The organism is Sulfurimonas sp. (assembly GCF_014859695.1).
In the GTDB taxonomy this organism is placed as follows: Bacteria; Campylobacterota; Campylobacteria; order Campylobacterales; family Sulfurimonadaceae; genus Sulfurimonas.
The window spans coordinates 1-26,642 of the sequence record NZ_JACUTS010000005.1 but is presented as its reverse complement, the minus strand read 5'-3'; the positions used below and the strand labels follow the sequence as shown (position 1 = coordinate 26,642).

Annotated in this window: 25 protein-coding genes and 1 pseudogene; 1 reads left to right on the top strand and 25 read right to left on the bottom strand. The window is 38.5% G+C overall.

The genetic code is table 11. The annotated features are described in order from the left end of the window. Positions 1 to 3: 3 nt before the first annotated feature. The 23 genes from obgE to dapE all read right to left on the bottom strand — a co-directional run bounded on the left by obgE (position 4) and on the right by dapE (position 22,521). The gene (gene obgE, locus IBX42_RS02155) at positions 4 to 1,110 is read right to left on the bottom strand and encodes a GTPase ObgE (protein WP_294928103.1); all 1,107 of its coding nucleotides are present in this window, start codon (positions 1,108 to 1,110) and stop codon (positions 4 to 6) included. A gap of 140 nt (positions 1,111 to 1,250) precedes the next feature. Next, the gene (rpmA, locus tag IBX42_RS02150) at positions 1,251 to 1,508 is read right to left on the bottom strand and encodes a 50S ribosomal protein L27 (protein ID WP_152299655.1); all 258 of its coding nucleotides are present in this window, start codon (positions 1,506 to 1,508) and stop codon (positions 1,251 to 1,253) included. 26 nt (positions 1,509 to 1,534) lie between these two features. Beyond that, positions 1,535 to 1,843: a 50S ribosomal protein L21 gene (gene rplU / locus IBX42_RS02145; RefSeq protein WP_294928097.1), complete on the bottom strand. Its 309-nt coding sequence runs from the start codon at positions 1,841 to 1,843 to the stop codon at positions 1,535 to 1,537. A gap of 208 nt (positions 1,844 to 2,051) precedes the next feature. After that, complete coding sequence (locus IBX42_RS02140) at positions 2,052 to 3,851, bottom strand: methyl-accepting chemotaxis protein (protein ID WP_294928094.1); 1,800 nt, start codon at positions 3,849 to 3,851, stop codon at positions 2,052 to 2,054. A gap of 3 nt (positions 3,852 to 3,854) precedes the next feature. Next, entirely contained in the window at positions 3,855 to 4,802 is a 948-nt protein-coding gene (locus tag IBX42_RS02135; protein WP_294928091.1) for a hydrogenase small subunit, read from the bottom strand. 10 nt (positions 4,803 to 4,812) lie between these two features. Then, positions 4,813 to 6,366 (bottom strand): nickel-dependent hydrogenase large subunit, encoded by a 1,554-nt coding sequence (locus IBX42_RS02130; protein WP_294928088.1) that lies wholly within the window; start codon positions 6,364 to 6,366, stop codon positions 4,813 to 4,815. A 154-nt stretch (positions 6,367 to 6,520) separates the two neighbouring features. Then, positions 6,521 to 6,862: a hydrogenase maturation nickel metallochaperone HypA gene (gene hypA, locus IBX42_RS02125; protein ID WP_294928085.1), complete on the bottom strand. Its 342-nt coding sequence runs from the start codon at positions 6,860 to 6,862 to the stop codon at positions 6,521 to 6,523. Positions 6,863 to 6,943: 81 nt separating this feature from the next. Beyond that, entirely contained in the window at positions 6,944 to 8,632 is a 1,689-nt protein-coding gene (locus IBX42_RS02120) for a hydrogenase maturation protein (RefSeq protein ID WP_294928082.1), read from the bottom strand. Positions 8,633 to 8,636: 4 nt separating this feature from the next. Continuing rightward, complete coding sequence (gene hypE, locus IBX42_RS02115; protein WP_294928079.1) at positions 8,637 to 9,635, bottom strand: hydrogenase expression/formation protein HypE; 999 nt, start codon at positions 9,633 to 9,635, stop codon at positions 8,637 to 8,639. Then, positions 9,628 to 10,980 carry an AAA family ATPase gene (locus tag IBX42_RS02110; RefSeq protein ID WP_294928076.1) on the bottom strand — a complete coding sequence of 451 codons (1,353 nt, stop codon included), beginning with the start codon at positions 10,978 to 10,980 and terminating at the stop codon, positions 9,628 to 9,630. The genes hypE and IBX42_RS02110 overlap by 8 nt, the downstream gene beginning before the upstream one ends. Continuing rightward, entirely contained in the window at positions 10,974 to 12,113 is a 1,140-nt protein-coding gene (locus IBX42_RS02105; protein ID WP_294928073.1) for a restriction endonuclease, read from the bottom strand. The genes IBX42_RS02110 and IBX42_RS02105 overlap by 7 nt, the downstream gene beginning before the upstream one ends. Positions 12,114 to 12,121: 8 nt before the next feature. Beyond that, a complete protein-coding gene (locus tag IBX42_RS02100) occupies positions 12,122 to 12,394 on the bottom strand; it encodes a type II toxin-antitoxin system RelE/ParE family toxin (protein WP_294928070.1) in 273 nt (90 codons plus the stop codon). Next, positions 12,391 to 12,660 (bottom strand): hypothetical protein, encoded by a 270-nt coding sequence (locus IBX42_RS02095; protein ID WP_294928067.1) that lies wholly within the window; start codon positions 12,658 to 12,660, stop codon positions 12,391 to 12,393. Before IBX42_RS02095 ends, IBX42_RS02100 begins: the two co-directional genes overlap by 4 nt. 100 nt (positions 12,661 to 12,760) lie before the next feature. Next, positions 12,761 to 13,906, bottom strand: a complete 1,146-nt coding sequence (gene hypD, locus IBX42_RS02090) for a hydrogenase formation protein HypD (protein ID WP_294928064.1) — start codon at positions 13,904 to 13,906, stop codon at positions 12,761 to 12,763. Further along, the gene (locus IBX42_RS02085; RefSeq protein WP_294928061.1) at positions 13,906 to 14,154 is read right to left on the bottom strand and encodes a HypC/HybG/HupF family hydrogenase formation chaperone; all 249 of its coding nucleotides are present in this window, start codon (positions 14,152 to 14,154) and stop codon (positions 13,906 to 13,908) included. Before IBX42_RS02085 ends, hypD begins: the two co-directional genes overlap by 1 nt. Next, the gene (hypB, locus tag IBX42_RS02080; RefSeq protein WP_294928058.1) at positions 14,154 to 14,900 is read right to left on the bottom strand and encodes a hydrogenase nickel incorporation protein HypB; all 747 of its coding nucleotides are present in this window, start codon (positions 14,898 to 14,900) and stop codon (positions 14,154 to 14,156) included. The genes IBX42_RS02085 and hypB overlap by 1 nt, the downstream gene beginning before the upstream one ends. Position 14,901: 1 nt before the next feature. Continuing rightward, positions 14,902 to 15,423 (bottom strand): HupE/UreJ family protein, encoded by a 522-nt coding sequence (locus IBX42_RS02075; RefSeq protein ID WP_294928055.1) that lies wholly within the window; start codon positions 15,421 to 15,423, stop codon positions 14,902 to 14,904. 82 nt (positions 15,424 to 15,505) lie between these two features. After that, positions 15,506 to 18,550 (bottom strand): efflux RND transporter permease subunit, encoded by a 3,045-nt coding sequence (locus IBX42_RS02070; protein ID WP_294928052.1) that lies wholly within the window; start codon positions 18,548 to 18,550, stop codon positions 15,506 to 15,508. A 5-nt stretch (positions 18,551 to 18,555) separates the two neighbouring features. Beyond that, positions 18,556 to 19,302 (bottom strand): efflux RND transporter periplasmic adaptor subunit, encoded by a 747-nt coding sequence (locus tag IBX42_RS02065; protein WP_294928050.1) that lies wholly within the window; start codon positions 19,300 to 19,302, stop codon positions 18,556 to 18,558. Beyond that, entirely contained in the window at positions 19,299 to 20,525 is a 1,227-nt protein-coding gene (locus tag IBX42_RS02060) for a TolC family protein (protein WP_294928048.1), read from the bottom strand. The genes IBX42_RS02065 and IBX42_RS02060 overlap by 4 nt, the downstream gene beginning before the upstream one ends. Next, positions 20,522 to 20,896, bottom strand: a complete 375-nt coding sequence (locus IBX42_RS02055) for a RidA family protein (RefSeq protein ID WP_294928046.1) — start codon at positions 20,894 to 20,896, stop codon at positions 20,522 to 20,524. The genes IBX42_RS02060 and IBX42_RS02055 overlap by 4 nt, the downstream gene beginning before the upstream one ends. Positions 20,897 to 21,027: 131 nt before the next feature. Then, positions 21,028 to 21,417 carry a thioredoxin family protein gene (locus IBX42_RS02050; RefSeq protein ID WP_294928043.1) on the bottom strand — a complete coding sequence of 130 codons (390 nt, stop codon included), beginning with the start codon at positions 21,415 to 21,417 and terminating at the stop codon, positions 21,028 to 21,030. Positions 21,418 to 21,423: 6 nt separating this feature from the next. Further along, positions 21,424 to 22,521, bottom strand: a complete 1,098-nt coding sequence (gene dapE, locus IBX42_RS02045) for a succinyl-diaminopimelate desuccinylase (RefSeq protein WP_294928040.1) — start codon at positions 22,519 to 22,521, stop codon at positions 21,424 to 21,426. A gap of 108 nt (positions 22,522 to 22,629) precedes the next feature. Here dapE and IBX42_RS02040 point away from each other — a divergent pair, with 108 nt between their 5' ends. Continuing rightward, positions 22,630 to 23,055, top strand: a complete 426-nt coding sequence (locus IBX42_RS02040; protein ID WP_294928037.1) for a hypothetical protein — start codon at positions 22,630 to 22,632, stop codon at positions 23,053 to 23,055. A 1-nt stretch (position 23,056) separates the two neighbouring features. Here the strand turns inward: IBX42_RS02040 and IBX42_RS02035 are convergent. Together IBX42_RS02035 and IBX42_RS02030 are read right to left on the bottom strand one after the other, a co-directional pair. Then, positions 23,057 to 25,960: pseudogene (locus IBX42_RS02035) on the bottom strand (DNA mismatch repair protein). 111 nt (positions 25,961 to 26,071) lie between these two features. Continuing rightward, positions 26,072 to 26,320, bottom strand: a complete 249-nt coding sequence (locus tag IBX42_RS02030; RefSeq protein ID WP_294928034.1) for a hypothetical protein — start codon at positions 26,318 to 26,320, stop codon at positions 26,072 to 26,074. Positions 26,321 to 26,642 lie beyond the last annotated feature (322 nt).

The following is a 26,642-nucleotide window of genomic DNA, read 5'->3' as shown; positions in this document are numbered from 1 at the left end:
TTTTCAGGACTCTAATCTTTTTGATTGAACTAATTTAAAGAGTGCCTTTTTAAGAGGCTCTATATTTTTATTTGTAGCCGAAGAGATTGGCACCACAAAATATGGCAGTTCTCTGTTGTAGCCCAGAGTCTCATCTGCTGTTTTTTGAATATAATAAGGCACTGTCTCATCAAAACCGATATCACTATCTTTAGTAGCTTCAAGTCCGAGCATCTCTAAAAAGCCCTTAACTAACTCTTCCAACTCATCCGAAGGCACCGCGTCAGCTCTAGTTAGGGCAATAGCATATTTACTATGCGCTAATTTGTCTGAAAATGCTGCTACTTCTGCCTTAAGCGTCTCTATCTGCTCTCTTAAGTCTCTATAAGATGCCAAATCCACCATGAAGAGAAGAATCTCAGTTCTTTCTATATGTCTTAAGAACTCTATTCCAAGACCTTTGCCTTCGTGTGCGCCGCCTATAATACCGGGAATATCAGCCATAATAAATGATTCAAAATCACCTATATTTACCTGACCGAGCTTAGGTGTGAGTGTTGTAAACTCATAGTTTGCGATCTCAGGACGAGCATTTGAGACTGTTGAGATAAGAGTGGATTTACCGACATTTGGAAAGCCGACCAAACCGACATCGGCTATAAGTTTAAGATCAAGCTTGATTTTTCTTGTCTCACCCTTTTCTCCGGGTTGCGCATAGGTAGGTCTTTGGTTTGTAGATGACTTAAAGTGTGTATTTCCAAGTCCGCCTCTTCCGCCTGTTATAAAAAGCTCCTCTTGAGCATCTTCCAACATATCAAAAACAACTTCATCGCTATCCATGTCGATTATCTGCGTACCCGGTGGAACGATAATAACTCTTTTTACGCCAGATTTTCCAGCCATATTTGAGCTTTCACCCGGAGCGCCGTTGTCTGCTTTTATATGCATCTTCTTTTGGAAATGAGAGAGTGTGTGCGTATTATTATCACACTTAAACCAAATATCTCCGCCTTTGCCGCCATCGCCACCGTTTGGTCCGCCATTTACGACAAATTTTTCACGACGAAATGATACACACCCTTGACCGCCTTTTCCCGAAGAGACCGTTAGTTCAACACTATCTGTAAACATATTTATTTTCCTTGATGTTTAATACTTAAAAATTTACTAGTAACAATAAAAAGTAAACTGTTAAATATTTAAAGTTTTTTAGGCGCATGGCCCAATATTTGAAGTAGAAATATTTGAGCCAAGGCTCAAATATTGTAGAATTATGCAGCGGGGATGATTGAAACTTGTTGACGTTTTTTATCTTTTCTATGGAATGATACAACACCGTCAACCAATGCATATATAGTATGGTCTTTGCCCATGCCTACATTTTTACCAGGGTGAACTTTAGTTCCTCTTTGGCGAATGATAATGTTTCCAGCTATTACAGCCTCTCCACCATACTTCTTTACACCAAGTCTTCTACCAGCCGAGTCACGATTATTCTGTGTACTACCTTGACCTTTCTTATGTGCCATCTTAAATCTCCTTGAGTTTTTTTAGCTTATGCCGCTATTTTTATAATACGAACACGCGTATAATCTCTTCTAAAGCCTCTTTTTACTTTAGAGTCTTTACGACGACGCTTTTTAAAAGTAACAACTTTTCTATCACGCCCTTCATTAATAACCTCAGCAGTTACAACAGCACCCTCAACAAAAGGCGCTCCAACTTTAAGTTCGCCTGTGTTAACAGCCAGAACTTCTTTAATCTCGATAGAAGCTTTAGGCTCAAGAGACATTTTATCAAATAATAAAATATCGCCCTCTTGAACTTTATACTGCTTGCCACCGTTTTTGATAATTGCGTACATGTACAATTCCTTAAATCTTTAAATACTTGGGTCCCTATGGATGCATAATCTACATTCCCATTGGTTTTGTTTCTACAAAAAGTTCGGAATTATACTCTTACAAGCTTTAAGTATTGTTTAATCATAAAATTATATTTCAATAGTTTTACTCTTATAGAACTTTTTTAACCACAAATCCCAAATATTCTATATCTTGCCTTTTACAATTCTAAAACTCTTTAGATTTAGCATTGTAAACAAAGCGTTCCGCCATCTCTTTGGTTTGCGTTACTATCTCGCTTACCTCTTTTGCATTATCTGCATTTTTTTGTGTTGTCTCTTCAAGAGCGCTAATTGTATCATTAATACTTGAGACTGCTTGGGACTGCTCCTGCATTGTAGAACTTACCTCATTGATAGAACCTGTCATGATACCCACTGTTGCGGTAATCTCATTAAGACTTTTTTGTGTTTTTTCAGCAAGATTTGTTACCTCGCCTGCAACTACGGCAAAGCCGCGTCCATGCTCTCCTGCCCGCGCTGCCTCTATGGCTGCGTTAAGTGCCAAAAGATTGGTCTGGTCTGCAATATCTCGAATAATACTTATTGCTGATTTTATATCCTCAGATTGGCTTACTACGTCATTGGTTCTATGAACAATCTCATTTATTGCCACTGTAATAGACTCCATTATTTCTGAAGTATCTTTGAGTTTTTGTGCCTGATCCTGCGCTGAAGCTGTTAGCAATGTCATGTTTTCAGAGAGTTTAAGAGACTGCTCTTCAAGATTGTTTCCATCCTCAAACTCCTGTCTGCTTGCGTTTGAGAGCGCTCTTCCAAGACTATTTGTGCTCTCAAAAAGTTCTTTGACTCTTCCTGTAGTACCGGCTACTTCTATTGTCGCTTTAAAGTTATCATTTTCATAGCTCTTAAGCACTTCAAGCACTTTTTGGATATTTGTATTCATGGCATCAAGCATAGAGTTGACAATCTCTTTGAGCCTATTGAGAGACTCACTGTTTGCTTCTACTGCAACTCTTTTTGTCATGTCTCCTTTGGCTGTCTCAGAGGCAACATCGGAGAGATTGGCAATAAGTTTATTATCTTGAACTACTCCATCTTCCATGTTTTTTATATAGCGATTAAACTCCCCGGCGATATCTTTAATCTCATCATTCTCTTTAATCTCTATGCGTGAACCCTTTTTTTCATTGAGATTTTTAATTCCCTCTAGTAAAAGCTGCAGCTTTCTTTTAAACTTTAAAGAGACGATAAGAGCAATAACGATTATTATAAATGCAAGCGTAACAAGCGTGAGCGTAAAGTTCCACATGTTGTCTTTCACTTGATCGCTCATCTTTTTGTTTGAGATACTTACTCCGAGATAACCGGAAACACCGCCCTCTTTCCAGTTTGTATGGCATGCGATACACCCTTTCTCAGCAATAATCTTTTCATAAAAGGTAGATGTATCGCCTGCTTCATCAATTTTATAGGCTCTGTTGTCGATAAACTCCAAATCTCTGTCAATTTCAAAGTGGCAACTGCTGCATTTCTTCTCTTTATCCATTAAAGTGCTTCCATGAAACCCCGCCGACTCTTCAAGCGGTTTATCACTCCAGTCTGTTCGCAGATACATCCCATTTGTTTGTTCATAAATCTCTTTGTTTGGATTGTAAAAGCTACCCTCTTTATGAACAAACGGTTTTCCGACCGTCACCTCTTTTGACTTATAGTTCATAAGTCCTGAAGATGCATATAAAACAGTATCCTCCACACCCTCTAGAAGTGCTATATTGTCCATGGCGGATTGAAATGTCTTGCGCTGACCTCGTGCAAGAGAGTCTCTTGAGGAGACAATATAGTTATGTAAAATAGCAGACCCTTTATCCTCTATCATCTCCTCAAGTTTTTGCTTTTGAAGATGGTAGTTGAGTGTTATAGAGATTATAGAGATAGCTACAACACTAAAAACTAGAGGGAAAGAGAGTTTAAACAAGATGGTTTCAAAAAAGTTTCTCCTTTGCATGATTTATCCCCTAAACTTAAAATGTTTAAACTTTTCAATGGCTCTTTCGTCCTTGAAAGTATGAAGCATAATCTGCCTTGGAAAATGCTCGCTTGCACACCCTATACATGGATGACCCGCTTTTATACATGTATTTGTGTTGTTATTGTGTCCAATCGTCATACAATCATTTTTCGTAACGGGTCCTTGACAACCGAGCTTAAGCAGACAGCCTGCTTGACCGATTTTTTTTGCATAGTTTTTCTCTTGAAACTCAGAGTAGTATATACACCTCTCATGAACGGTTTGAGAGAAAAATCTAAGCGGTCTTCCCTCTGCATCAAGCTCAGGAATGGTTCTGAATTTTGCATAATGAAAAATGACATAAATTAAGTGTTCAGGCTTCATGGGGCAATTTGGCAGAGATACTACAGGTTTGTTTATGTTTTTATGTTTGTTAAATTTGCCAACAGACATTACACCCGCATCCATGCCCTGCATTCCCGTAATACCTCCAAATGCAGCACATGTTCCAGCCGCAACACATGCAGAAGCACTGTTGCTCATCTGCTCCATCCACTCCATAATAGGTCTATCGCCCATCATACAGGCATGAGGCATTGCCACGGGAATGGAACCTTCCACTACAAAAAGGTAGTTATCTTTTAACTCTTTTGAAGCTTTATCCAACAAGTCAACAACCTGCTTTCCTGTTGCCAATGAGACATCAGGATGATAGATTACATTTGTATATCTAGTGAGAATATCAAGCACGGAGACATCTTCAATGTTTAAAAAAGAGCAAGAACAGCCCGAACATGAGGAGCCATGCAGCCAAATTATATTTGGCTTTATCATTTTTCCGTTTTCCATAGCAAGCAAGTCGCTATAGCTAAAAAAGTTCGCAGCACCCACAGCCGCTATCACCCTCATCATCCGCTTAATAGCTTCTCTTCTAGTTATAAAATCCATCCGCTACTCCTTAATGAACCGAGCATGCAAGACATGGATCTGTAGATCTCACTATTCTTGCCAACTCTATCGGGTTGTCGGGGTCTTTGATTTTCGTTCCTATAAGCATCTTCTCTACAGCTCCGGGAACTCCGCTTGCATCTTTTGGCGAGATATTCCAAGTTGTGGGTACGATCATGTCATAGTTTTTTATAAAACCACTCTCATCAGTCTCTATCCAGTGCGCCAAAGCTCCTCTTGTTGCTTCGGTAAGTCCAAATCCAACAGCATTTTTGGGAACATCTCTCTCAACAAACGCAAGCTCATCGGGAATCACTTTTTCCGTATCTTCTAGGATTTTATCAATGATGCTAAATGCCATAAAAGCCCTACAGAGATGCCTTCCCAAAACAGAGTTATACTCTTTAAACGTAAGTCCCAATTTTTTATTTACAGAATCCACAAGAGCGTTTAGTTTTTTGTTTTTACCGCTTTTATAAGTGTTTATAACTCTTGCAACCGGACCGACCTCCATGATTTTGCCTTTGTAACGAGGCGCTCTCGACCAGCTGTATTTTCCGTCCTCTTTTTTCTGCTCCTCTTTAAACTCTTCATAATCTATGGGTGTAAGCACCTTAGAGTCAAGAGGTCTTACGTTGGAGTCGGGTTTGTTTTTGTAGTAGGAGTATTTATGGTCCTCAAAGATGTTTTTCAAATCAAGCTCTTCATACTTGCCATCAATCGTCGAGCCGCCTACAAAAAGATGATTTTCCCCGTTTTCATCAGGCAAGTATGGGTAAGAGAGGTAGTCTCCGTATCCTGCACCTATTTTAAAGTACTCAGGAAACTCTTTTGCTACGGCGATAATGTCGTTTATGTAGTTATTTTTTATAAAATTTTTAGCACTTGTTACTAAAGATCTGTACTTTGCAAGTTTTCCGACGGTGGGAATCGTTGTCACGCCGCCTGCTTCAAGTGTTACAGAGTGCGGCGCTTTTGCCCCGAAGATTGCAACGGCTTTTGTCAAATCGGCCATAACCTTAATAGCTTCTAAGTAGTTTTTGATTGCCGTAAAGTTGGTGTTGTTTCCTTTTGCATACATCGCTTCATAGCGTGGCAAAAAAGGGGCTGCAGGAAATATCTTGTTGCTTTTGAGCTCGTTTTGAACCCATGTTTTTACACTAAGGACGCTCTCATCATCCCCCTCATATTTTAACACCGCGGTTATATCGATAAAATCCAGCGCACTTAAAACATAAAAATGTAAAAGATGGTCTTGGAGCTGATAAGCGCCGACAATCATATTTCTCAGTAGCTGTCCGTTATGATTTGGCTTTATTCCCATAGCGTTTTCAAGCGCAAGAGAGGCAGCTTCGGCGTGTGCATAAGGACAAACACCGCAAACTCTCTGAGCTACTTGCTGTGCAACTCTGGCATCGTAGCCTATAAGCGCCTTCTCAATTCCTCTGTACATCTCTGCGGAACATTTCGCCTCCGTAACAACCCCGTCTTTGATTATTGTCTCAAATTTAAGATGCCCCTCTATCCTTGTAAGCGGGTCTATAGTAATCTTTCTTTCGCTCATTCAACACCCCTTTAAACAACAAAATTAAAATAAACTTTACTGCATAGTACAATTTTAAATATTAAACTATTCATAAATATTATATTTATTTCTGCTAAAAAATATGTGAAAAATAAAAAACTATTTTACGCTAATCTACATTTTTTTTACTCATCTACTCAAGTTCTAACTGCATCAGGTACATATCTTCACCATCAAGAATCTCGATATCCGCATCTTTACATCTAGGGCAATAGTACTCCATGCTCTCTAAAACTGATTCGTTTAAACATTTGTTGCATTTTATAACGATTTGCTGGATGTTTATAACAAACTCCGCCTCTTCACAAAGTGTCTTCTCTTTAAATGTCTCAAATGCGGTTTTTAAAAGCTCAGGTTCGACTCCGCTCATAACGCCGATTTTTACTACGACTTTAGTTACTTTTGTGGCGTTGTTTTTTACGGCATTCTCTTCACATGAATCCAAAAGCGACTGGACTATACTATACTCATGCATCTATACTCCCTTAATTTTATTTCATAAAATAAAGGGAACCCTTTATTTATTATATAACGGTATCGGAAGTAATTCCGCTACCTACGCTAACGCTGAGTTTCCTTCGGCAGGAAGCCCATCGTACCGGTACGATTTCAATCTCTGAGGTGTTTCAATTGAGCAGACTTTATAAACAAAATCATGTCTCAGCCTGTGAAACGAACTCTCTTTATCCCAAAATTCCGGATGCATCGTCTTTAGTTCATTCTCTTTGCACTCATTTATAAACTCTCTGTTTTTTTGCAGATAATCCTCTTTTTCATATATAAAATCATCATACTCGTCTTGCGCATTTGCCAGTTTATTGGCAAAACTTCTTAATTGCTCAAAATAGTTCTCTTTTTCAAAAACCTCATCCACCATATTTATCTCTTTCGCTTTAGCGGCATTTATCGGCAAACAGCTCTCCAACAGCTCTTTTGACTTGTGCGCACCTACTCTTTTGGGCAGTGTAAATGTATGATATTCGCTTCCGCTCAGCCCCAAAGTTTTATAGTGAGGGTTCAAAACAACTCCTTTTCGTGCAACAACATAATCACATGCCAAAGCTAGAAATACTCCGCCTGCTCCGGCATTTTTATGCAGAGATGCAACCGTGATTACATCATCTGCGAATATGATTGACTTTACGACATCATTCATAGCATTTATGTTGCTCCAGCCGTCTTCTCCCTGCTTTTGAGAATCTTCGAGTATGTTGAGATGTATCCCGTTGCTAAAAAAATCCGCTCCGCCCATTAAAACTATAACCTTGCAACTCTCTTTCAGATACTCAAACGCATACTTTAGCCTGATGCACTGCTCAGAATGCATAGCACCGTTGTGAAAGTTAAAATAGAGATACCCGACTTCGCCGTCTTTATGGGAGCTGATTTCGTAAAATGTTTTATAACTCATGTCAAAAATAAGAGGAAGCCGCTCTTCTTTAACGCCTTTGATTTTATCTTTTAAAACATAGGTTGAGGGAAGTTTGAACCTGCCGACTTCTGACATGTGACTTATCCAGATTGCCCCGTCAATCGTGCCGACGCAAACAGCACCGTCTCTTTTGGCGATTATCTCTTTTGGATTGCCTTTGAGTTTATCTTCTTCCCAAGCTCCAAAAAGATAACACTCTATTCCCAAAAACTCATCTTTAACACCGGGAAAACTATCGCTTACATGTATCTTTTTTATAATCTCTTGAGCAGTCTCTTTTTCCCAGTTAATGGCTCTCTCTTTTTGCGTTAAGTAATTATGCATCGGCATTTTGAGTTGAGGAGTGGGTTTGAACTCTTTGTCGTCCAAATTTTTAAGCAGCTCTTTTAACGCTTTTGAGGCGGCATCTGCGACTTCGTTTCTGTATATGGAAGCCTTTGTCGCATCTCTCATCTCAAACCTGACTTCGGCGTATATATCTCCGCCGTCAAACTCTTCGTTTGCTTTTAGAATGACTACTCCCCACTCTTTTTTATTGTCCCGCAAGGCATGGTCGAGCGCGTTGTGTCCTCTGTCTCCTCTTATGCCGGGATGGAGAATAAAAGTGGGGGTTTTTAGAAATATCTCACATGGGAGGTATTTTTTGAGATAAGGGCAAAAGATGATATCTGGCGCAAACGCGTCAACACTTTGCATCATCGCCTCATTGCTTATGGCATACTGCACCGATACTGCATGATTCATATCTTGAAGCTCACAAAAAACTCTTTGCGTAAGAGAGTTAAATGCCGAAACGATAAGAAGTATTTTCATAACTTTAGCAAATCCTTGGAAGCAACTCGCCGCTTGGCGTATCTAAAAATCTTGAAGTTCCCCAACTGCTCTTTAAGATGACTTTTTTTAGATGCGTATCCGTTACTTTGCCGATTATCGCTGCATTTTTGCAACTCTCAAAAGTTTTTAAAATCTCTACCGCTTTTTGGGCATCATCATGATTTACCGCCAAAACAAAAGTACCCTCATTCGCCAAAGCCGTCGCTTCAAAACCGAGCATCTCACAGATACCCTTTACCTCATCGCTAACGGGAATACTCTCCTCTTGCACTTCTATACAGATATCTGACTGCCTCGACCACTCATTTAGCACTGCACTCACTCCGCCTCTAGTCGCATCTCTCATAGCCGTTATCTTTATGTCTGCGTCCAAAAGAGCCTTCACCTGAGGATAAAGCGATTCACAATCGCTCTGCAAAGAACTGCTCATCTCGATGCCCTCACGAGCTACAAAGATAGCCGCACCGTGACAGCCGATATCACGGTTTAGTATGATGACATCATCTTTTGTTATGTTGTTGGAGCTGATGCCCTTTTTCAAAACTTCGCCGATTCCCGTAGTGTTTATGAAAATCTTATCGACACTTCCGCGAGGCACAACCTTGGTGTCTCCGCTCACTATAATCGCACCATTAATCTCAAGCTCTTTTTTCATACTTCGCACGATTCTCTCTAAGTCTCTCATCTGGAAACCCTCTTCAATAATCACGCTACATGTCAAATATTTCGGTTTCGCTCCCATCATGGCAAGGTCGTTACATGTACCGCAAACCGCAAGCTTTCCGATGTCCGCTCCCGCAAAGAACAGAGGCGAAACCGTAAAACTGTCGGTAGAAAACGCCAACTCCCCGTTATGGATAATAGCCGCATCTTCGCTTTTGTCGAGGATGTCGTTTTTAAAAGCCTTATAAAAAACCTTAGAGATAAGTTCGTTGTTCTCTTGCCCGCCGTTACCGTGTGATAATGTTATTGTTTTAGTCATATTTATTTAATATACCTTCCGCTTTGTTATAATTTTCATCATCTGCATAAAAATACTCTTCTAAAAGCGGCTTGATTTTATACTCTTTGACAAATTTTAAATCTTCACTGTTTTGTATATTCATAAAATAGCTATGCCCTAACATGTAATCTTCATTTAGATTATCTTTTATAAATTTATTTAGGCTATTAAACAGCTCCTTCGCCTTTACATGTGAAATCAAATCTTCATTTGGCTTCATCTTTAAAAATGTAAATCTTCGTCTTAGAGCTATGTCGATAGTAGCGATAGACTTGTCAGTAGAGTTCATAGTAGCTATGATATAAAGATTTGAGGGTACTTTAAACTTCTCTTTTGAGTACGGAAGCGTTACTTCATAAACATCTCTTTTATCTTCTTCAATGAGTGTGATAAGTTCTCCAAAGATTTTAGAAATATTTCCTCTGTTTATTTCGTCTATAACTATGTAGAAGTTTTTATCAGATTTTTCTGCATCACTACATAATTTTTTAAATATTCCATCTTTTAGCTCAATATTTCCGCTCACACTCGGTCTAAAACCCTCTATAAAATCCTCATAAGAGTAGCTTTGATGAAATGCTATAAACTCGACTCGTTTCTCATCTTTAACTTGTTTAAATAATCTATCAATACTGCCTTCTTCAATTTCATCATCTTTATTATTGATAATAAAATCAAAAATTTTATTTTCTAAAAAATCACCACCCTCAATAAGTGCCACAATTTTTTTATAGTTATGAGTTTTTCCAACTCCAGGTGCACCGTAGAGGATTATATTTTTGATTTTTAGATTTTGAACTGGCTCAATTGGATTTTCATTTCTATTGTCAAAAAATTGAATATTTTGTTCATTAAATATATCTCTTAACTTGCCTTTTGCATCATTTGTAGTAAAATTTTCTTCTAACTCTAAATTATTTTGGATTTTTTTACATATAGCTTTTATAGGGTAAGAGTTCACATCATCAAATACTTTAAAAAACATATACGCACCATTTAAATCAAAGCTAGAATTATCTTCATCATATTCTTGCATCGTATTCATAATTGTAAAATATTGTAAAAACTTTACATATTTTCTAGCGCCACTTCTAAAATCATTAAATGTGCTATTATTAGCGTAGTTATGGTGTTGATCAAATTCATTTTTGAATTCATTATTTGCATTAGCAAATTTAACTACTTTATCTTGGTCATTTAATGCTTGATATTCATCAATTTGATTTAATATATTAATTAACGAGTTTAAATATGCAATGTAATTTTGTATAGCACCAAATCCAATATCTTCTAAATATCTTCTAAAATTTTCTAAATCTAACATGACAATTCCTTGACTTTAATTTTAATTTCTTCAACAAACTCATCATATCCGCACCCATCAAACCACAAATCCAAACTCTTTATCTTCATTTTTACTTCCTCGCCCTTTTCCCCTAAAACCAAATCATAATCAAAATGCTCCAGATGTTTCGGATAGAGAAGCATTGTATTTGCTATATTATAGTTTTTTCCATAAACGAACATCTGAAACTTGTCGTCTCTTTTTATCTCATTTTTTGCGCCAAGCTTTTTATATTTGGTGTCAATTATCAAATCTTTTACAATAATATCAGGTTTTAAAATTAAATCTCCGTATGTATCACAACTTTGAAGCAGTGTTGCGGCTTCAAGCTCTTTTATCATCTTGCCGACAAATCTCTCAAAAAGCACATTCATGTCAAACAAAAATGCAAAACTCTTTTTATCTTTTGCAAAGAGCGGAATAGATTTGTTTAATAGCAAAAGTGCAAACTCAAAACTATCTTTAAACCTATTGTTTAGTCTATTAAAATGTACATGTAGATTATTTATATCAAAAGTTTTATACTCTGCCTCATCAAGTACCAACTCACACTGTTTTAAAAGCTTTTTATTTTTTGTGTATTTTAATAATGTTTTAACAGCGTATAAAAAGAATTGGTTTAGTTGATTATCCATGCTAAACTCATCATATTCGCAGTAAATCTTGTTTTTTATATGATTGAACTTTAGATTTTTATTTATGAGATATTTTCCTCTTAAAGTCGTCAAGTTATCTTGTTCTGTGATGTACTCTCTATAAACACCTCGCTTAAACTCTTTAAATAAGTTACTTGCAAACATCTGTATAAAAACTTCCAAGATGTTATGTTTTTCATTTTTGCATGAAGCTATATCTTCGGCTTCAAGCTTTATATCGTAAGCGTACATCAACATGTAGATAAAAATATCAAGATTTTTTTCATCACTATTTTCACTTATCTTTGGAAGCAGATAGTAGTCTTCATCTCCAAAGTTTAGTATGCCGCAATATTGCTGCGATTTTAAAATATTCCAATCAAGTTTAAAATATTTATGAAGCAGAGGAGTATCTATAATGTACTTTTTTAGCTTTTCATCCTCTACTTCGCTATATTCATAGATTGTGTTTTTCATTTAAATTTTTATCTCACTTGCCATTTAAAAATATCAAGTATTAAAATTTTTTCACTCTCTATTTTATAGATGACTGTATAGCCATGATAAATCAAATCTCTATAATTTTCATCATTAAAATAGATGGATTTTCTATGTTTAAGGGGAAAATGTATTAAGTTATCAATTCGTTTGTTTAGTTTATTTTCAAATTTCTTTGCAGCGAGGGGCTTGTCATTTTTAATAAAACCGAGAATATTCATCACGCCATAGATATACTTTGGCTTTTTTTCTATCATCATCGCTTGATGCCGAGTTCTTCGGTAAAAAACTTATCCATCAACTTGTTGTATTGATCTTCGTTTAAGCCTATCTCTTTTTCAGCTTCAAAAACTCTTTTTCTTACATCTTCTACACTGCTTACAACCGCATTTTTTGGATAGTTGTTTTCAAAGTCAAAATCATCATCTTGGATAATTTCAACTTTTTTGTCTTTTACAAAACTCTCTAAAATAGCCTTAAAATGTGGAAAAAAAGTATCATCTATTTTTAAATTTATTGTCTGCATTTTGTAACCTTTCTCTTGTTTTTACTACTCTACCATATCCCTTATAAATATAAAACAGGGTTTAACATAAATTAGTTAAATGTTAAAGTGTATTTTAGTATTATACCAAATTCCCATACTTATAATACGCCGCACACGCGCCCTCTGAGCTTACCATACAGCTTCCTATCGGTGAAGTCGGTTTACATGCAGTGCCGAAAATCGTACACTCCGGAGGGCTTGCCATACCTCTTAAAATGTCTCCGCAGATGCAGAGTTTATGGTCTTCTATTTCGCCGAGAGGGAGAACATCTTTGTAGATAACTTCTGCATCGTACTCTTTGAACTCAGGTTTTAGTTTCATTCCGCTTTTTGGGATATTGCCTAAACCTCGCCATTTGAACAGGTCTGTTTTTTCAAAATACTTGTTTACAAGCTCCTGTGCTTTGACGTTTCCATCATAAGTCACAAGCCGTTTGTACTCCACTTCAAGAGAGCATCTGCCCTCTATGAACTGTTTTACTATCATGCTGATTGCCTGCATGACATCAACCGGCTCAAAACCAGAGACAACCACGGGACGGTTATAATCCCTTGGAAACTCCTCATAGATTTTACTTCCGCTTATCACGCTTACATGTGAAGGCCCTAAAAATGCGTCTATTTTGTTGTTGTAGCTATCTACATGTATATCTCTGCTATCTATCAGCTCACGCATAACTTCGGGTACTGTTACATGGTTTATGTGAAAGAAGATGTTTTTGATATTTTGCTTTATAACCGCATCAAGAAGTGCGGCAGTCATCGGCGTCGTCGTCTCAAATCCTATGGCAAAAAAGATGACTTTTTTAGTCGGATTCTCTTTTGCAATCTTTAGGCACTCTAAGGGCGAATAGACAAAACGAACATCTGCCCCTTTGCTTCTTGCATCTTGAAGGGTTCCTCTGCTTCCCGGTACTTTTATCATGTCGCCTAGAGTAACCAATATCACATCTTCCTGCATCGCCAAAACATAGGCATGATCAATTCTCTCTTTTGGCATGATGCAAACCGGACAGCCCGGACCGTGGATAAACTTGATATTTGAGGGCAGAAGCTGAAGAAGTCCATACTTCATGATGGTATGCGTATGTCCGCCGCAGACTTCCATAATGTTTATAGGATTTTTCAGCTTTGCCGCATCCTCTTTTATGATTCTTGCATAAGCTTTTATGGTGTCTGCATCTCTAAAGTCATCATAAAGATTTTTAAGCTCTAACTGCTTCATTAAAGCTGTTCTTCCTCATCCATCAGCTCAACTATTTTCGCAAATGCTTCAAGACTAAGAAGTGCCTCTTCTTCATCGATCCTGCTCATTACAAAACCGATATGCAAAAGCACGTAATCGCCTATTTTTATATCCTCTTCGCCGACAAGCGCCAAACTTGCTTCTCTTTTAACACCCATAGTATCGACTGTAGCTACGCTGTTTTGCTTATCTATTTTAACCACTTTGCTTGGAATGGAGAGGCACACTAACGCATCTCCATTTTAAACTTAATCCACTGAGAAACTTTTCTTAATGATGCTTCATCTTTTGTACTAACTTCTAGGATGTCAACGTTTGGTTTTAATTTTCTTGCCATCTCTTTCTCTTTTTTCATATCATACTCAAAGTAGGGAAGAAGGTCTGTTTTCGTAAAAAGAATCAAATCGGCTTGACGAAACATAACAGGATATTTTGCTATCTTGTCTTCGCCCTCTGGAACACTTACAAGCACTATATTTAAGTGGCTTCCGACATCATAGCTTGCAGGACAGACGAGGTTTCCGACATTCTCTACAAAACATACGTCCATATTGTCCAAATCCATGTGGTGCAGAGCTTTATGAACCATAAATGCATCCAAATGACAAGCCGAACCTGTTTGAATCTGATGAGCCTGTATCCCTTTGGCTTTTAGCCTGTCTACATCTTTGCATGTTTGCAAATCGCCCTCAACGACACAAAATTTAAACTCGCCCAAATCTGACAAACTCTCCAAAAGTGCCGTTTTTCCGCTTCCGGGGCTGCTCATCAGATTTATACAAAGAACTCCGTGCGCGTTAAAATGTTCTCTGTTATGTCCAGCTTCATGGTCATTTTTATCTAATATTTTTGTAATTATAGAGATGGTTTTAGGGTCATTTAACTGTGGATTGTCATGCAGATGTTCATGTGAATGGCTCTCTTTATGAGAATGACTATGTTCTACAACACTGCAACCGCAATCTTTGCACATGTTATCGCTCTACGTTCTGCGTTTGTTTTACCAAAACAGTTTTCGTATATGCATAAGCCAAAGCGATACCGCTTAAATGAAGAAACAGCGTGGAGAGAGTAAACCCCAACATGTAAGCTACAAAACTTCCGCTTTGAAATTCAGCTCCGTGGGCAAAACCATGAAAGAGACCAAAAAATGCAACTACCGAGACAATAGCGCTCAGAGATATCTTTTTTGCAAAACCTATAAGTGCAAAAACAACGGCAATGGAGATAAGTATCCCCTCTTCGACAAAAGGTATCATAACGCCAATGAAGCCCAGTATTGCCGAGACAACCATAACCGCTATAAAAGCAAACAGAAGAAGATAGCCCCTCATTGGCGCAAAAAAAGCGACTATTCCGACACCGACCATAGCCAAAACATGGTCTAAACCGCTCATTGGATGCAAAAATCCGCTGCTAAATCCGCTATTTTGTAGAAAAGTCGTATGTCCAAAAGCAAATGCCGACAACGATAAAAGCATCAATAAAATCTTCATGAAATTTTCCTTAGTTTTTTTCTACTCAAGAGAATAGTTAGCTCTATTTTATATCTTTATTTTAAAACTAAGTTGAATTTGTCTATGGAAGTTCCATTCTTCTCTCATAAAACTTCTTTAACCACAAATCCAGCGGAGCTATAGCCCTGTATATAACCGGTACGACGAGAAGAGTAAGAACCATTGAGCTTAAAAGCCCTCCGATTATGGAGATCGCCATCGGCGCTTTTGTCTCACTTCCAAGACCCCCACCAATTGCAAGCGGAAGCATGGCAAAGACCATCGCAATAGTAGTCATTAGTATCGGACGAAGTCTCTTCTCTCCTGCTTCTATAAGCGCGTCATCAGCGCTTTTGCCGTTTTGCATGGCATGGTTTGCAAAATCAACAAGCAACACCGCATTTTTGCCTACCATTCCCATCAGAAGCATAAACCCGATCATAACAAAAAGACTAAATTGAAGTCCCGACATGTAGAGTGCGAGCATGACGCCGATTATACTAAGAGGAAGTGCAACCATTATGATAATGGGCTGGATGAGCGACTCATACAAAATCGCCAAAATAATAAACATCAAAATAACACTCAAAGCTATTGCAGCCGCAAAAGCATCCGCCGTCTTTACCATCTCTTCGGCAAATCCTGTAAATCTGTATGTCACGCCTTTTGGCAGCAGTTTTTCAATCCCCTCTTCGGTGTAGGAGACAGCACCGCCGAGGTCAAGCCCGAAAAGGTCTGCAAAAATGGTCACTTCTCTTTCTCTATCAAAGTGGTTTATCGTAGCAAGCGTTTGGCTCTTTGTAAATGTGACCAAGCCGTCAAGATAGACAAGTACGTCATCTTTTGATCTGACTTGAAGTTTTTTAACATCATCCAAAGAGACTCTCTCTTCATCGCTAAATCTCAGCGTGATGTTGTACTGTTTTCCGTCCTCTTCAAAATAGGATATCTCCAGATCGCTTGAGAATGCTATAGATATTGCCTCTGCTATATCCGATGCTGAAACTCCCAAACTAGATGCATTTTCTCTTAAAATATTTATATCAATTTGGGGTTTTGGCTCATCGAGATCCGTGTCAATATCGACAAACCCCTCTTTTTTTGAGAGATACTCAACCAAATTTTTCTTAGCCCTCTGCAGATCTTCAAACGAGTCGGACTTTAATACTATCTGGTAAGGAACCGATACGCCTGCACCTTTTATGTCGGGAATCGCCGAGGCGGTTATGAACATATCTTTCTTAAAAACCTCAAGCTTCTGCCTAAAATCCTGAATAATCTCCTCTTGGCTTTGCTCTCTTTTGTCCTTTGCGCTCAGTTTTACATAGATGAGCGCTTTATGCTTCTCTTGGTTTGTGTTGTAGCCTACATTTAAGGTCGTGTACTCCACATGAGGATTGGCTCTTACTAACTCCTCGACCTTTTTGGACTTTTTAACCATCTCTTCAAGCGAGATCCCTGCATCTGCTTTTATCTTTATCTCAAACTCCGACTTATCCTCTTTTGGTATAAAATCCATACCGATTTTGGGAAATAGCGAGAGCGAACCGAAAAAGAGTATAAAAACAAAAATCAGAGTAATAGTTTTAAATCTAAGAACCACTTTGAGCATCGCTTCATAGATGCGCTCCAAAAATCTAAAAAGAGGTTCTGTTAGGTTATAAAACCTGCTCTCGCCTCCCTTTAAAACCCTCGCGCTCAAACTCGGGATAAAACTAAGAGCGATAGTGTAAGAGATGATAATTGCAAACCCTACGGTCATGGCAAAACTCTCAAAGAACTTGCCCACTATTCCACTCATAAGCGAAACAGGAATAAAAACCGCCAGAAGCATCGCAGAGATAGCCAAAATGGTAAAAGCCATCTCTTTTGTACCCTCATAAGCCGCCTCAAACTTGCTCATGCCCGCCTCCATCTTTTTGTAGATGTTCTCAATAACCACGATCGCATCATCTATGATAATACCGATTGCAAGGGTAAGCCCGATAAGAGTCATCTTGTTGAGATCAAATCCCATGTAGTTCATAAGCGCAAAAGTGCCTAAAATAGATGATGGTATGGAGAGAGCGGAGACAAAGGTAATTGTTAAATTTCTTAAAAAGACAAAAACGATAATCGCGGCTAAAATCGCACCGTAGATAAGGTCAAACTCGACATCTTTTAAAGAGTTGATGATAAATGGCGAAGTGTCGTTTAAAACCTTTACCTCAAACCTCTCTCCTGCCATTGCTTCAAGCTGCGGAACAACCTTTTTTACATGCTCTACAATGCCAAGAGTATTTGTGCCTGAGATCTTTTGAACCTCAAGCATAACACCCTCTACGCCGTTGTATGAAGCGTAACTTTTAGCATCACTGAGAGAGTCTTTAACTTCGGCGATATCTCTTAATCTAATGTTATCTTTTATCTTTATGTTTTTTAGCTCTTCAATGCTTAGCGCATCCGCTTTTGTTTTTAGTGTGAGCTCTTGCTCTTTAGTTATAAGCTTTGCACCGCCTATCTTTACGTTCTCTCTGGCTACCGCCGAGTTTAGCTCTGAGATGGTGATAGCGTATTTGTTCAACTCGTTTGTGTTTGGAAATATCTTTATCTCTCTATCTTTGTAGCCGACGATATTGATCGCACCCACACCGTTTATCTTTTGAACGGATGGCTTTACTTTCTCATCTGCAAAGAGCATAAGATTTTGAAGAGTATCGCTCTTTGCGGTTAAAAATATGTTGATTATTGGCGCTGAGCCGATGTCCAGTTTGCTGACAAGCGGAGTCTGGGCATCATTTGGAAGTTTTACGGCTGAGACCTTGTCTCTTACGTCATTTGTCGCTTCATCAATATCTCGCTCTAAAAAAAACTTTACCGTGACAACACTCACGCCGTCACTGCTGCTTGAAATTATGCTGTCGATGCCGCCGATTCTGGATATTGCATCCTCTATCTCATCCGTAACCTGTGACTCGATTGTGCCCGCTTCCGCACCCGGATAGTTTGTCTGGATGGTAACTATTGGGAAATCGACATTGGGAAAGAGAGCCGAGGGCATCGACTTATAGCTCATTAAGCCAAATATTGCCAACGTGACAACATACATAAGAGTCGCAATCGGTCTTTTTATGGCTAGTTTATACATCTGCTCTACTTTTTGGTTTCAATTTGACCGTCACCGAATAGTCCCGCCGTAAAGCCTTTTGCCTCAACCTCAGCGCGCAGTTTTCTGCTCTGTTTGTCCACATGCGGGTAGAGTTTTGTAATGACGCCTCTATGCTCTTTTTCATCCCCGTCAACCTTGTATCTAAAGCTCTGTCCTATCTTTACATCCTGCCAATATTTCTGGTCAAACTCCAAAACAAGCTTTCTCTCCACCCTGCTTTGCAGTTTAAAAACAACCTTTGGCGACATCTCGGTTACGACATCCCCGACATCAACGCTCTTTTCATATACAACACCCTCAAACGGAGCGTAAAGCATACTCTTTTTATAGAGTGCCTCTCTGTATGTGAGGTTAGCTTTTGCAAGCTCAAACGCTGTTTTTGCCTTCTCATAGGCGAGGGCATAGATATCAAACCTTGCTTCATCGATGAGATGGCGGACTTTTTGTTGTCTCTCATAATCTCTTGCGGCATACTTATACTCAACCTCTGCATTTGCCAACTCTGCTTTTGCAACATCCAAGAGCGCTTTTATATCCTCGTTTGCCAAAGTCGCAAGCAGGTCTCCCTTTTTTACGCTGCTAGAGACCTCTACACGCACCTCTTTTACAATTCCGCCTGCATGAAACGCCAAAGCCGCGTCTTTAAGAGGCTCTACAAAAAAGTTTGCATAAACATCCTGCGCATTGAGGCTTAAGAGGCTAAAAAGCACACCAAATAATATCTTTATCACTGTATAAACTCCTCTAAATTTCTGCCGCTGTAGAAGTAGTACGTGGCATATGCTACCTGCAGATCATTTAATGAACTCTCATAAAGAGCATCAGCTTCTGTTTTAGCACTTAGTGCGTCCAGATAGATAACGTAGTCAACCAAGCCCGCACTGTACTTCTCGTTTATGGTCTTAAATGCGCTTGATGAAGCAACCAGAGCACTCTTTGCACTTTTTATCTTAACCTTTGCACTCTTTATTCTCTCAATTGATAGTTCATAACGAAGCTGCTGCTCTTTTGACATATATTTTATCTTCTCATTCAGAGCCTTCGCATTTAGCAAAAGAGACTCTCTCGCCTCTTTCGTAGATGCATAGTCAAAGATTCTCATATTGAGAGTAAGCATAAAGACGTTTTGTCTATCAATCTTTGCAAAGTGATCCTCAGCTATATCTCCATACTCATAAACCGTGTAGGTATCCTCCGCTTTTATATTTGGATAGTAGATGCTCTCAATAGCATCTGCGCTATTTTTAAGAGCTCTCTCTTTATAGATAAGCGACTTTATAGCATCTTTGGTCTCAATATCGCTGATATCCGCCTCTTTAAAGTGGGAATCATCAAAACTCTCTATCTCTTTGCCGACTTTAAGCTCTAGAGAGCTTTTACGCTCAAGGAGCTCGTAGCTGAGCGACTCTATCTCATAAAGAGCTCTCTCATAAGATGCTCTAAGCCTCTCTACGTCATCCTCTGTAGCCAGTCCCGCGCCTCGAAACTGTTTTACTCTCTCAAGCTGTTCATGCAGAGATTTTTTAGCGTCCTCTTTTGCTCTGAGACTCGCTTTTAGAGTTAAGATGGCATAAAAATCACTTACTATCTCCAAAGAGAGCTCTTGTTTTAGGCTCTCTTCATCATGCAAGCTTGAAGAGAACTCATCTTTTGCTTTTTGCACTAGTGCTGATCTTGCTCCGCCGTCATAAATATCAAACTCTGCTTTGGCATACCCCGCATAGACATCTTTTATCTGAAAAACAGTTCTGTCGCTTGTGTTTGTGTAGGAGGCACCAATATCTAGAGTTGGAAGATAGCCGCTCTTTTTTGATTCGACCTCTTGGAGCCTTGATTCTTTTATATATTTTGAAGATTTTATATTATTATTGTTTTGATAAGCATACTCTAAAATAGACTGTAAGCTCTCTGCCGCCGCAAGAAAGGGCAGCATCAAAAAGAGAAGTTTTATCATTGTACCAGCGCTACTGCATCGATCTCTACAAGTGCATTTTTTGGAAGCGTCTTAACTGCAACAGTTGAGCGCGCAGGTTTATGAGAACCAAAAGCCTCTGCATATATCTCATTGATGGTTACAAAATCGTCCATAGAGTCTAGAAATATAGTCGTTTTAATGACACTCTGCATTGAAGCACCCGCTTCCTCTAAAACAGCTTGGAGATTTTTTAGTACCTGTTTTGTCTGAATAACCACATCATTTTCGAGCATAACTCCCTCAGGAGTAAGCGCAATCTGTCCCGATGTAAAAACCATACCGTTTGCTACTACCGCCTGAGAGTATGGACCTATTGCCGATGGCGCCTTGTTTGTTTGTACAAATTTCATTGTGTTTCTCCTTAATTTTATTTAATAAATCTCTTTCATAACCTAGATTGCCACGCTTCGCTCGCAATGACGAAGAATAGTCACTGAGAGGAGCATAACGACGTGGCAGTCTAAAAGTGAGTACTCTTATTTTAAAACTCTTTTGCTTCTTTAACTTCATCCAAAAGTTCATAAAAGCCCTCAACACTTCTGCCGCCGATTGTTGTCAAGATGACTTTGCCCTCTTTTGTTAAAAAGTAGTGTCTTGGAACAGGTGTTCTCTCAAGATGGGAGGGAATATCATCTATATCTCTTGAGAGGTAGATTAGCACGTAACTCTTTTTAAGCCTCTCTATCACCTCATCTTGAGAGAGCACCTCTTTTTCAAATTTTTCGCAATATCTGCAATACTCTGAACCTATAAAGAGGTAGATGTCTTTTTGCTCTTTTTTTGCCTCTGCCAATGCCTCTTCATAATCACTCGGCCAATCAAAAGCACTAAGATTAAAGACAAACAGCATTACTAAAAGTAAATATCTCATACTATCCTACTCCCACATATCTATTAAATTTTTAAAAACTTCATAAAGAGACTCGACCTCTTTTGGAGTAGTTCTCTCATTTACAGCGTGAATTGTATCATTTATTACGCCAAACTCTACAACGTTGATTCCCATCGGAGCCATGTGCCTTGCATCTGAAGTTCCGCCTGCTGTGGAGTGCTTTGGTTTTATGCCAGTTACCTTTTCTACTGCGCCATCTATCTTTCTAACAAGCTTTGTATCCGTATCTGTTTTAAATGGGTATGAGCCTTGAGTAAGTTTTAGCTCATAATCTAACTCCTCAAGATTTTTAGCCACAAACTCTCTTACCTCTTTTTGCGATGTAAGAGTAGTATTTCTGACATTAAACATCAATTTGAGCTCATTTGGAGTCACGTTTGTTACCTGCATACCCGCACGTATGTCTGTGATGACAAATTTGCTCGGTGCAAAGAACTCATCTCCGTTATCCAGATCCACTCCAGCCATATTTGAGAGTCTTGAAGCAATAAGGTCTATCGGGTTTATTGATTTTTCTGGATAAGCAGCGTGCCCCTGCTTGCCCTTTATGGTTATATAACCGTTTATTGAGCCTCTGCGTCCGACTTTAATAGCGTCGCCAAACTCTACCTCGCATGTAGGCTCAGCTACGACTGCGGCATCTGGAAGTATAGAGTTCTCTTTTAGGTATTTTAAGATCTCTATCGTTCCGTAAGTTCCCTCGCCCTCTTCATCAGATGTTAAAAGTGCAGAGAGTGTTCCTTTGAAATCTTTTGTCTCTTTTAGGGCTTGAACAAATGCAGCGACACCGCTTTTCATATCCTGAGTACCGCGTCCGTATATGCAACCGTCCTTTTCTACGGCTTCATAGGGGTTTGTATTCCAACCGCTCCCCGCAGGAACTACATCTACATGCCCCGCAAAACAGAGATGCTCACCCTCGCTAAATTTTTTATATATAAAGAGGTTTTTAACACCTTCTACATCAATGCGAACTGCCTTAAAATCACTAAGATAGCTCTCTATAAAGTCCAAAAGCCCACCATCATCCGGTGTCTCGCTCTTTTGTTCTACCATGTATTTAAAAAGTTCTAATATTTTCATCTCTTGCCTAATCTTTTTAACTAATCGTGAATTATACTATATATTTCAGGCACAGGCACATTAGAGCAACTTTATGCTAAAATATTCAAAAAAATTTGAGGATATATTATGCTACAAATAATTAAAGATAGTCGTCCAAGCTATTCTCAAGAAATTATAAATAAATTGGATGAATACTCTTACAGAAACAAAAGGTACCAAATCAATTTTGCACTTGTTCTCATCTACTGCAAAAAAGATATAAACCTTGATGAAATTATAGACGTTCAAAGAAGAACCGACAGATATATCTCTCTAGATAAAAATTTGTGCTGCGTTGTTTTTGACTCTATTGATTACGCCTCTTCTAAAAAAGTAGCTTCAAACCTTCAAAAACAAGTTGAAGAGAGTTGTTTAAACGAAGAGTTCTTTATGGGAGTCATTACATCTATAGAGTATGAAAGTGCCTCAAAAATGACAAACTATCTTTTTAATATGCTAGAAAAATTTCTTTATAATCTTGAAGTAAAGAACAAACTAACTGCTATTAGCTGATCTACTCCCAATCATCAAGCATAAATCCTTTTGGATTTGTGCTCTCGTTTATCTCTGGCTCAAGGGTTTTTTTCTCACTTTTTGGACTTAACTGTTCTTCATACTTTAACTCCAACCCATTAGAAGTCATCACAAAACCCTCTACTTTTATTTTACCCTCATGTATCGCTTTATGATGCTCTTTACAGAGTGGAATAAGGTTGTGTTTTGAGTCCTTATGGAAGTGCTCAATAAAACCTTTGGCATCTGCCGATGATTTATGGTTTATATGATGCACATCTTCAGCCATTGCACCGCAGATAATACATTTGGTCACATAGAGCTCTTTGTTGTACTTGCTTGTTTTTTTCTTTACAAGAAGCTCCAGCTCATCAAAATCTTTTGCCAATCTTTTTCTGATTCTGTTTGCCGTCTCCAAAAACTCGCTATCCATGTGAAGCGACTTTGCAAACTCCAAACCATAGATACTGCTTCCGCTTCCCGACTGAAGAACTCTGTTAAAGATGAGCTTATCAGCCTTCTCGTCGTATTCAACACTTATATGCAAATCTACAACATTTTTTAGCACCCTAATCTCCTGCATGGTTGAGAGCTGATGAAGATGCGTGGCGAAAAGAAATAAAGAGCGCAGAGATGAGAGTTTTATAATGGCACTTGAGACTATGGCAACGCCTGAGAGCGTCTCCGTTCCATGGCTTATCTCATCTCCGAGTATAAGCGAGCGCACTGTAGCTCGGTTAAATATGTTTTTGAGCTCAAGCATCTCAACGGCAAAGGTTGAGAGTCCTTTTGCAAGATTGTCTCTTGAGACAATTCTCGTAAAAAGTGAATCAAAAAGAGAGAACTTCATCACAGAAGCGCTCACAAAAAAACCGGCCTGCGCCATAAGTGTGGCAAGTCCAATGCTCTTCATAAGCGAAGATTTTCCGCTTGAGTTTATACCATATAGCAAAACTCCGCTAATCTGATGTCCGTCATGCACAGCAGAATCTAACATAACGGTCGTCGGATGAGGCAAATCCATATATGAGCGCTCTCCCATAACTATGTCATTTGGAACGTAAATACCGCTATTTTCCTGCGTCTCAATAAGCGGATGGCGCAGCTGCATAATCTGCATAAAATTTTCATCCGCCTCTACATCTACTATAGTAGGTCTTGCGTGCTTGTACATCTCTGCCGCTTTTGATGAGCTGACACCCACATCCAAGTCGGCAACATAGTTTATTACGCGGTCAAAGAGAAGCGAATATCTTCTCTCATAAACGCTTTGGAGCTGGATAAACCTCTCTTTTGCAAGCGAGATAATTTTGCGGCGGTTTTTCATAATAGTATCTGAGATGTCATCGGTAAAACTGGATGTTATCTTTACGTTGTTTGTCAGTTTTTTAACCACAAACTCTTTAAAATCTTCAGATTTTTTAAATTCAGACTCTATCATCGAAAACCTGTTTTTGCTAAGAGAGATATAGTACCCCTCTTTTTCCAAAAAGCCTAAAGTAACCAGTTTTGAGCTACTCAGTGCATTTGCACCATCAAGCATAAGCTCGATTTTTAGCACAATATCTTCCAAGCCCCTAAAAAAGGTCCTGTTCTCTTTTACCAAAGTGTCAATCGTCTCATCAACACCGCTCATCAAGAAGTTCTCATCTACCGTTGCATTTGTAAAACGGCGGGAGACATCAAGATCTATACTTTTTGCAATATCTCTTAAAAACTCATCAACTTCGCTCTCGTGAAAGGGTATCTTTTGAATCTTATGTTTTTTGGCGTAGTTTATCAGCTCTTTTACACTCATCATCGAGTCGTAGATGTGGTTCATCTCAAAAGGGTGAAGTCTGCCCAGATCAAGCCTGCGTGAGAGTCTCTCTTTTAGAAGTCTGCGCCCTATTGCTGTCGCGCTCTTATCTAGCATCTTTAGAAGTGTGAACTCTTTTTTATCTCTTGAGATAACGCCCATCTGCTCAAGCGCGCTGTTTCCAAGATACATAAAACGGCGATTGTCTATTATTTTTGGGTAATCAAGTTTCTGAATGATGTGGATGTCATGTTCAATGATAAAATCGATAAGAATCGCAAGAGACTCCGTAATCATCGGACTTCTCTCCAAATCCAGATGCTCTATGGGGGAGAGAAGCGATTGGATTTGATAGACCTCTCAAAAAAGCTTGTTTTGAAACTCTATTTTTTCTCTTTTGTTGTTTACGCTGTAGTTGTAATGCTCGGGAATTTCAAGATAGTGCATAACATGACGCTGATCATCCACTCCGTCTAAAAATGTCACAACAACCTCAGAAGTGCGGCAGGTATTGAGCAAGTTGAAGAGCTCATCCAACGCATAAGCGGGGTCTTCGCTTGTTCCATGGCTCTCATATAACCATGTTTTACCGGTTGTTACATCAATTGCGCTGTACCCTACTATATATATGCCTTTATGCTTGTCAATTAAAATCGACGCTATATAGTTGTCGTCATTGTCGATGATATAGTCAAAATTTGTTCCGGGAGAGACAATCTGAGAGACATAGCGGCTAATTTTAGGAGGAGTGCCTTTTTGCTTTATAACGACTACTGTGTATTTCTGCTCTGAAATAAGACGGCTTAGATATCTCTCGAAAGAGACGGCAGGAACTCCCGCTAAAAGCGGGTTTTTGTCGCTATTTTCTATAATATTTTTATTTTTTTTGGTTAGCTGGATATTTAAAAGTTCGGCAATCTCTTTTGCTTTTCCGACCTGCTCTTCGTCATTGTTTATCTCATAAACTTCAAAGAAGGTTCCTATCTCCATAAAAACTACGGTATCACGCCCGTACTTCTCTTCAAAGTGCCTCTGGGGCTCAAAATATACTTGAGTAAGAAGCTTCTCTTTGTTGTTTAAAATAGAGTTTATTTCAGATGCAAACATAAATTAATTTTATCTTTTTTTTAATAGAGGGGATTATATCACAAAGAGCAAAACGTTTCTAATAATTTAACTTATGAAGCATTAAGAGTGCTTCTGTTTACTGCTCTTTGTTTATTTTAAATCGTACGTATCTGAATTAAAGACGCAAAAAACATCTGTGGTGGATCTTGCCCCGTTGTAGCTAATCTTGTGCTCTATGTCAGCTCTTGAACAGAAGGAGGCAATCTTTTGAACGGTATCCTGATCACTAGAACTAAGTCGTAAAATAGCATCACCTTTATAGCCCACTTTGCACTCCAGTCCCGAGATGTCTAGCTCTATTGCATACTTAATCAGCATTTTCATATCTTTTACAAACATTCATGCCCCCATTTTTTTAAACTGTAGCTATATTATAAATCTTACAATATCTCATAGATAAAATGAAAAATTCAATTCTGCTTATCTGCCTATAAGTATATCTTATTTTTATAAAAAAAATTATTTTTTCCCAATGAAGATATGAATCGTTTTGCCGAAAAATTAAGCTTAGATATGCGAGATTGATTTATAAAAAATATGAAAACAAGGTAGTTCTATTTCATTACTATTCACTTCCGTTAGCTTTTAATATTGCAAGATGTAACATAAAATTAGTTACAATATTAAATATTAATTTTAACAATATATAAATTAGGTGTTG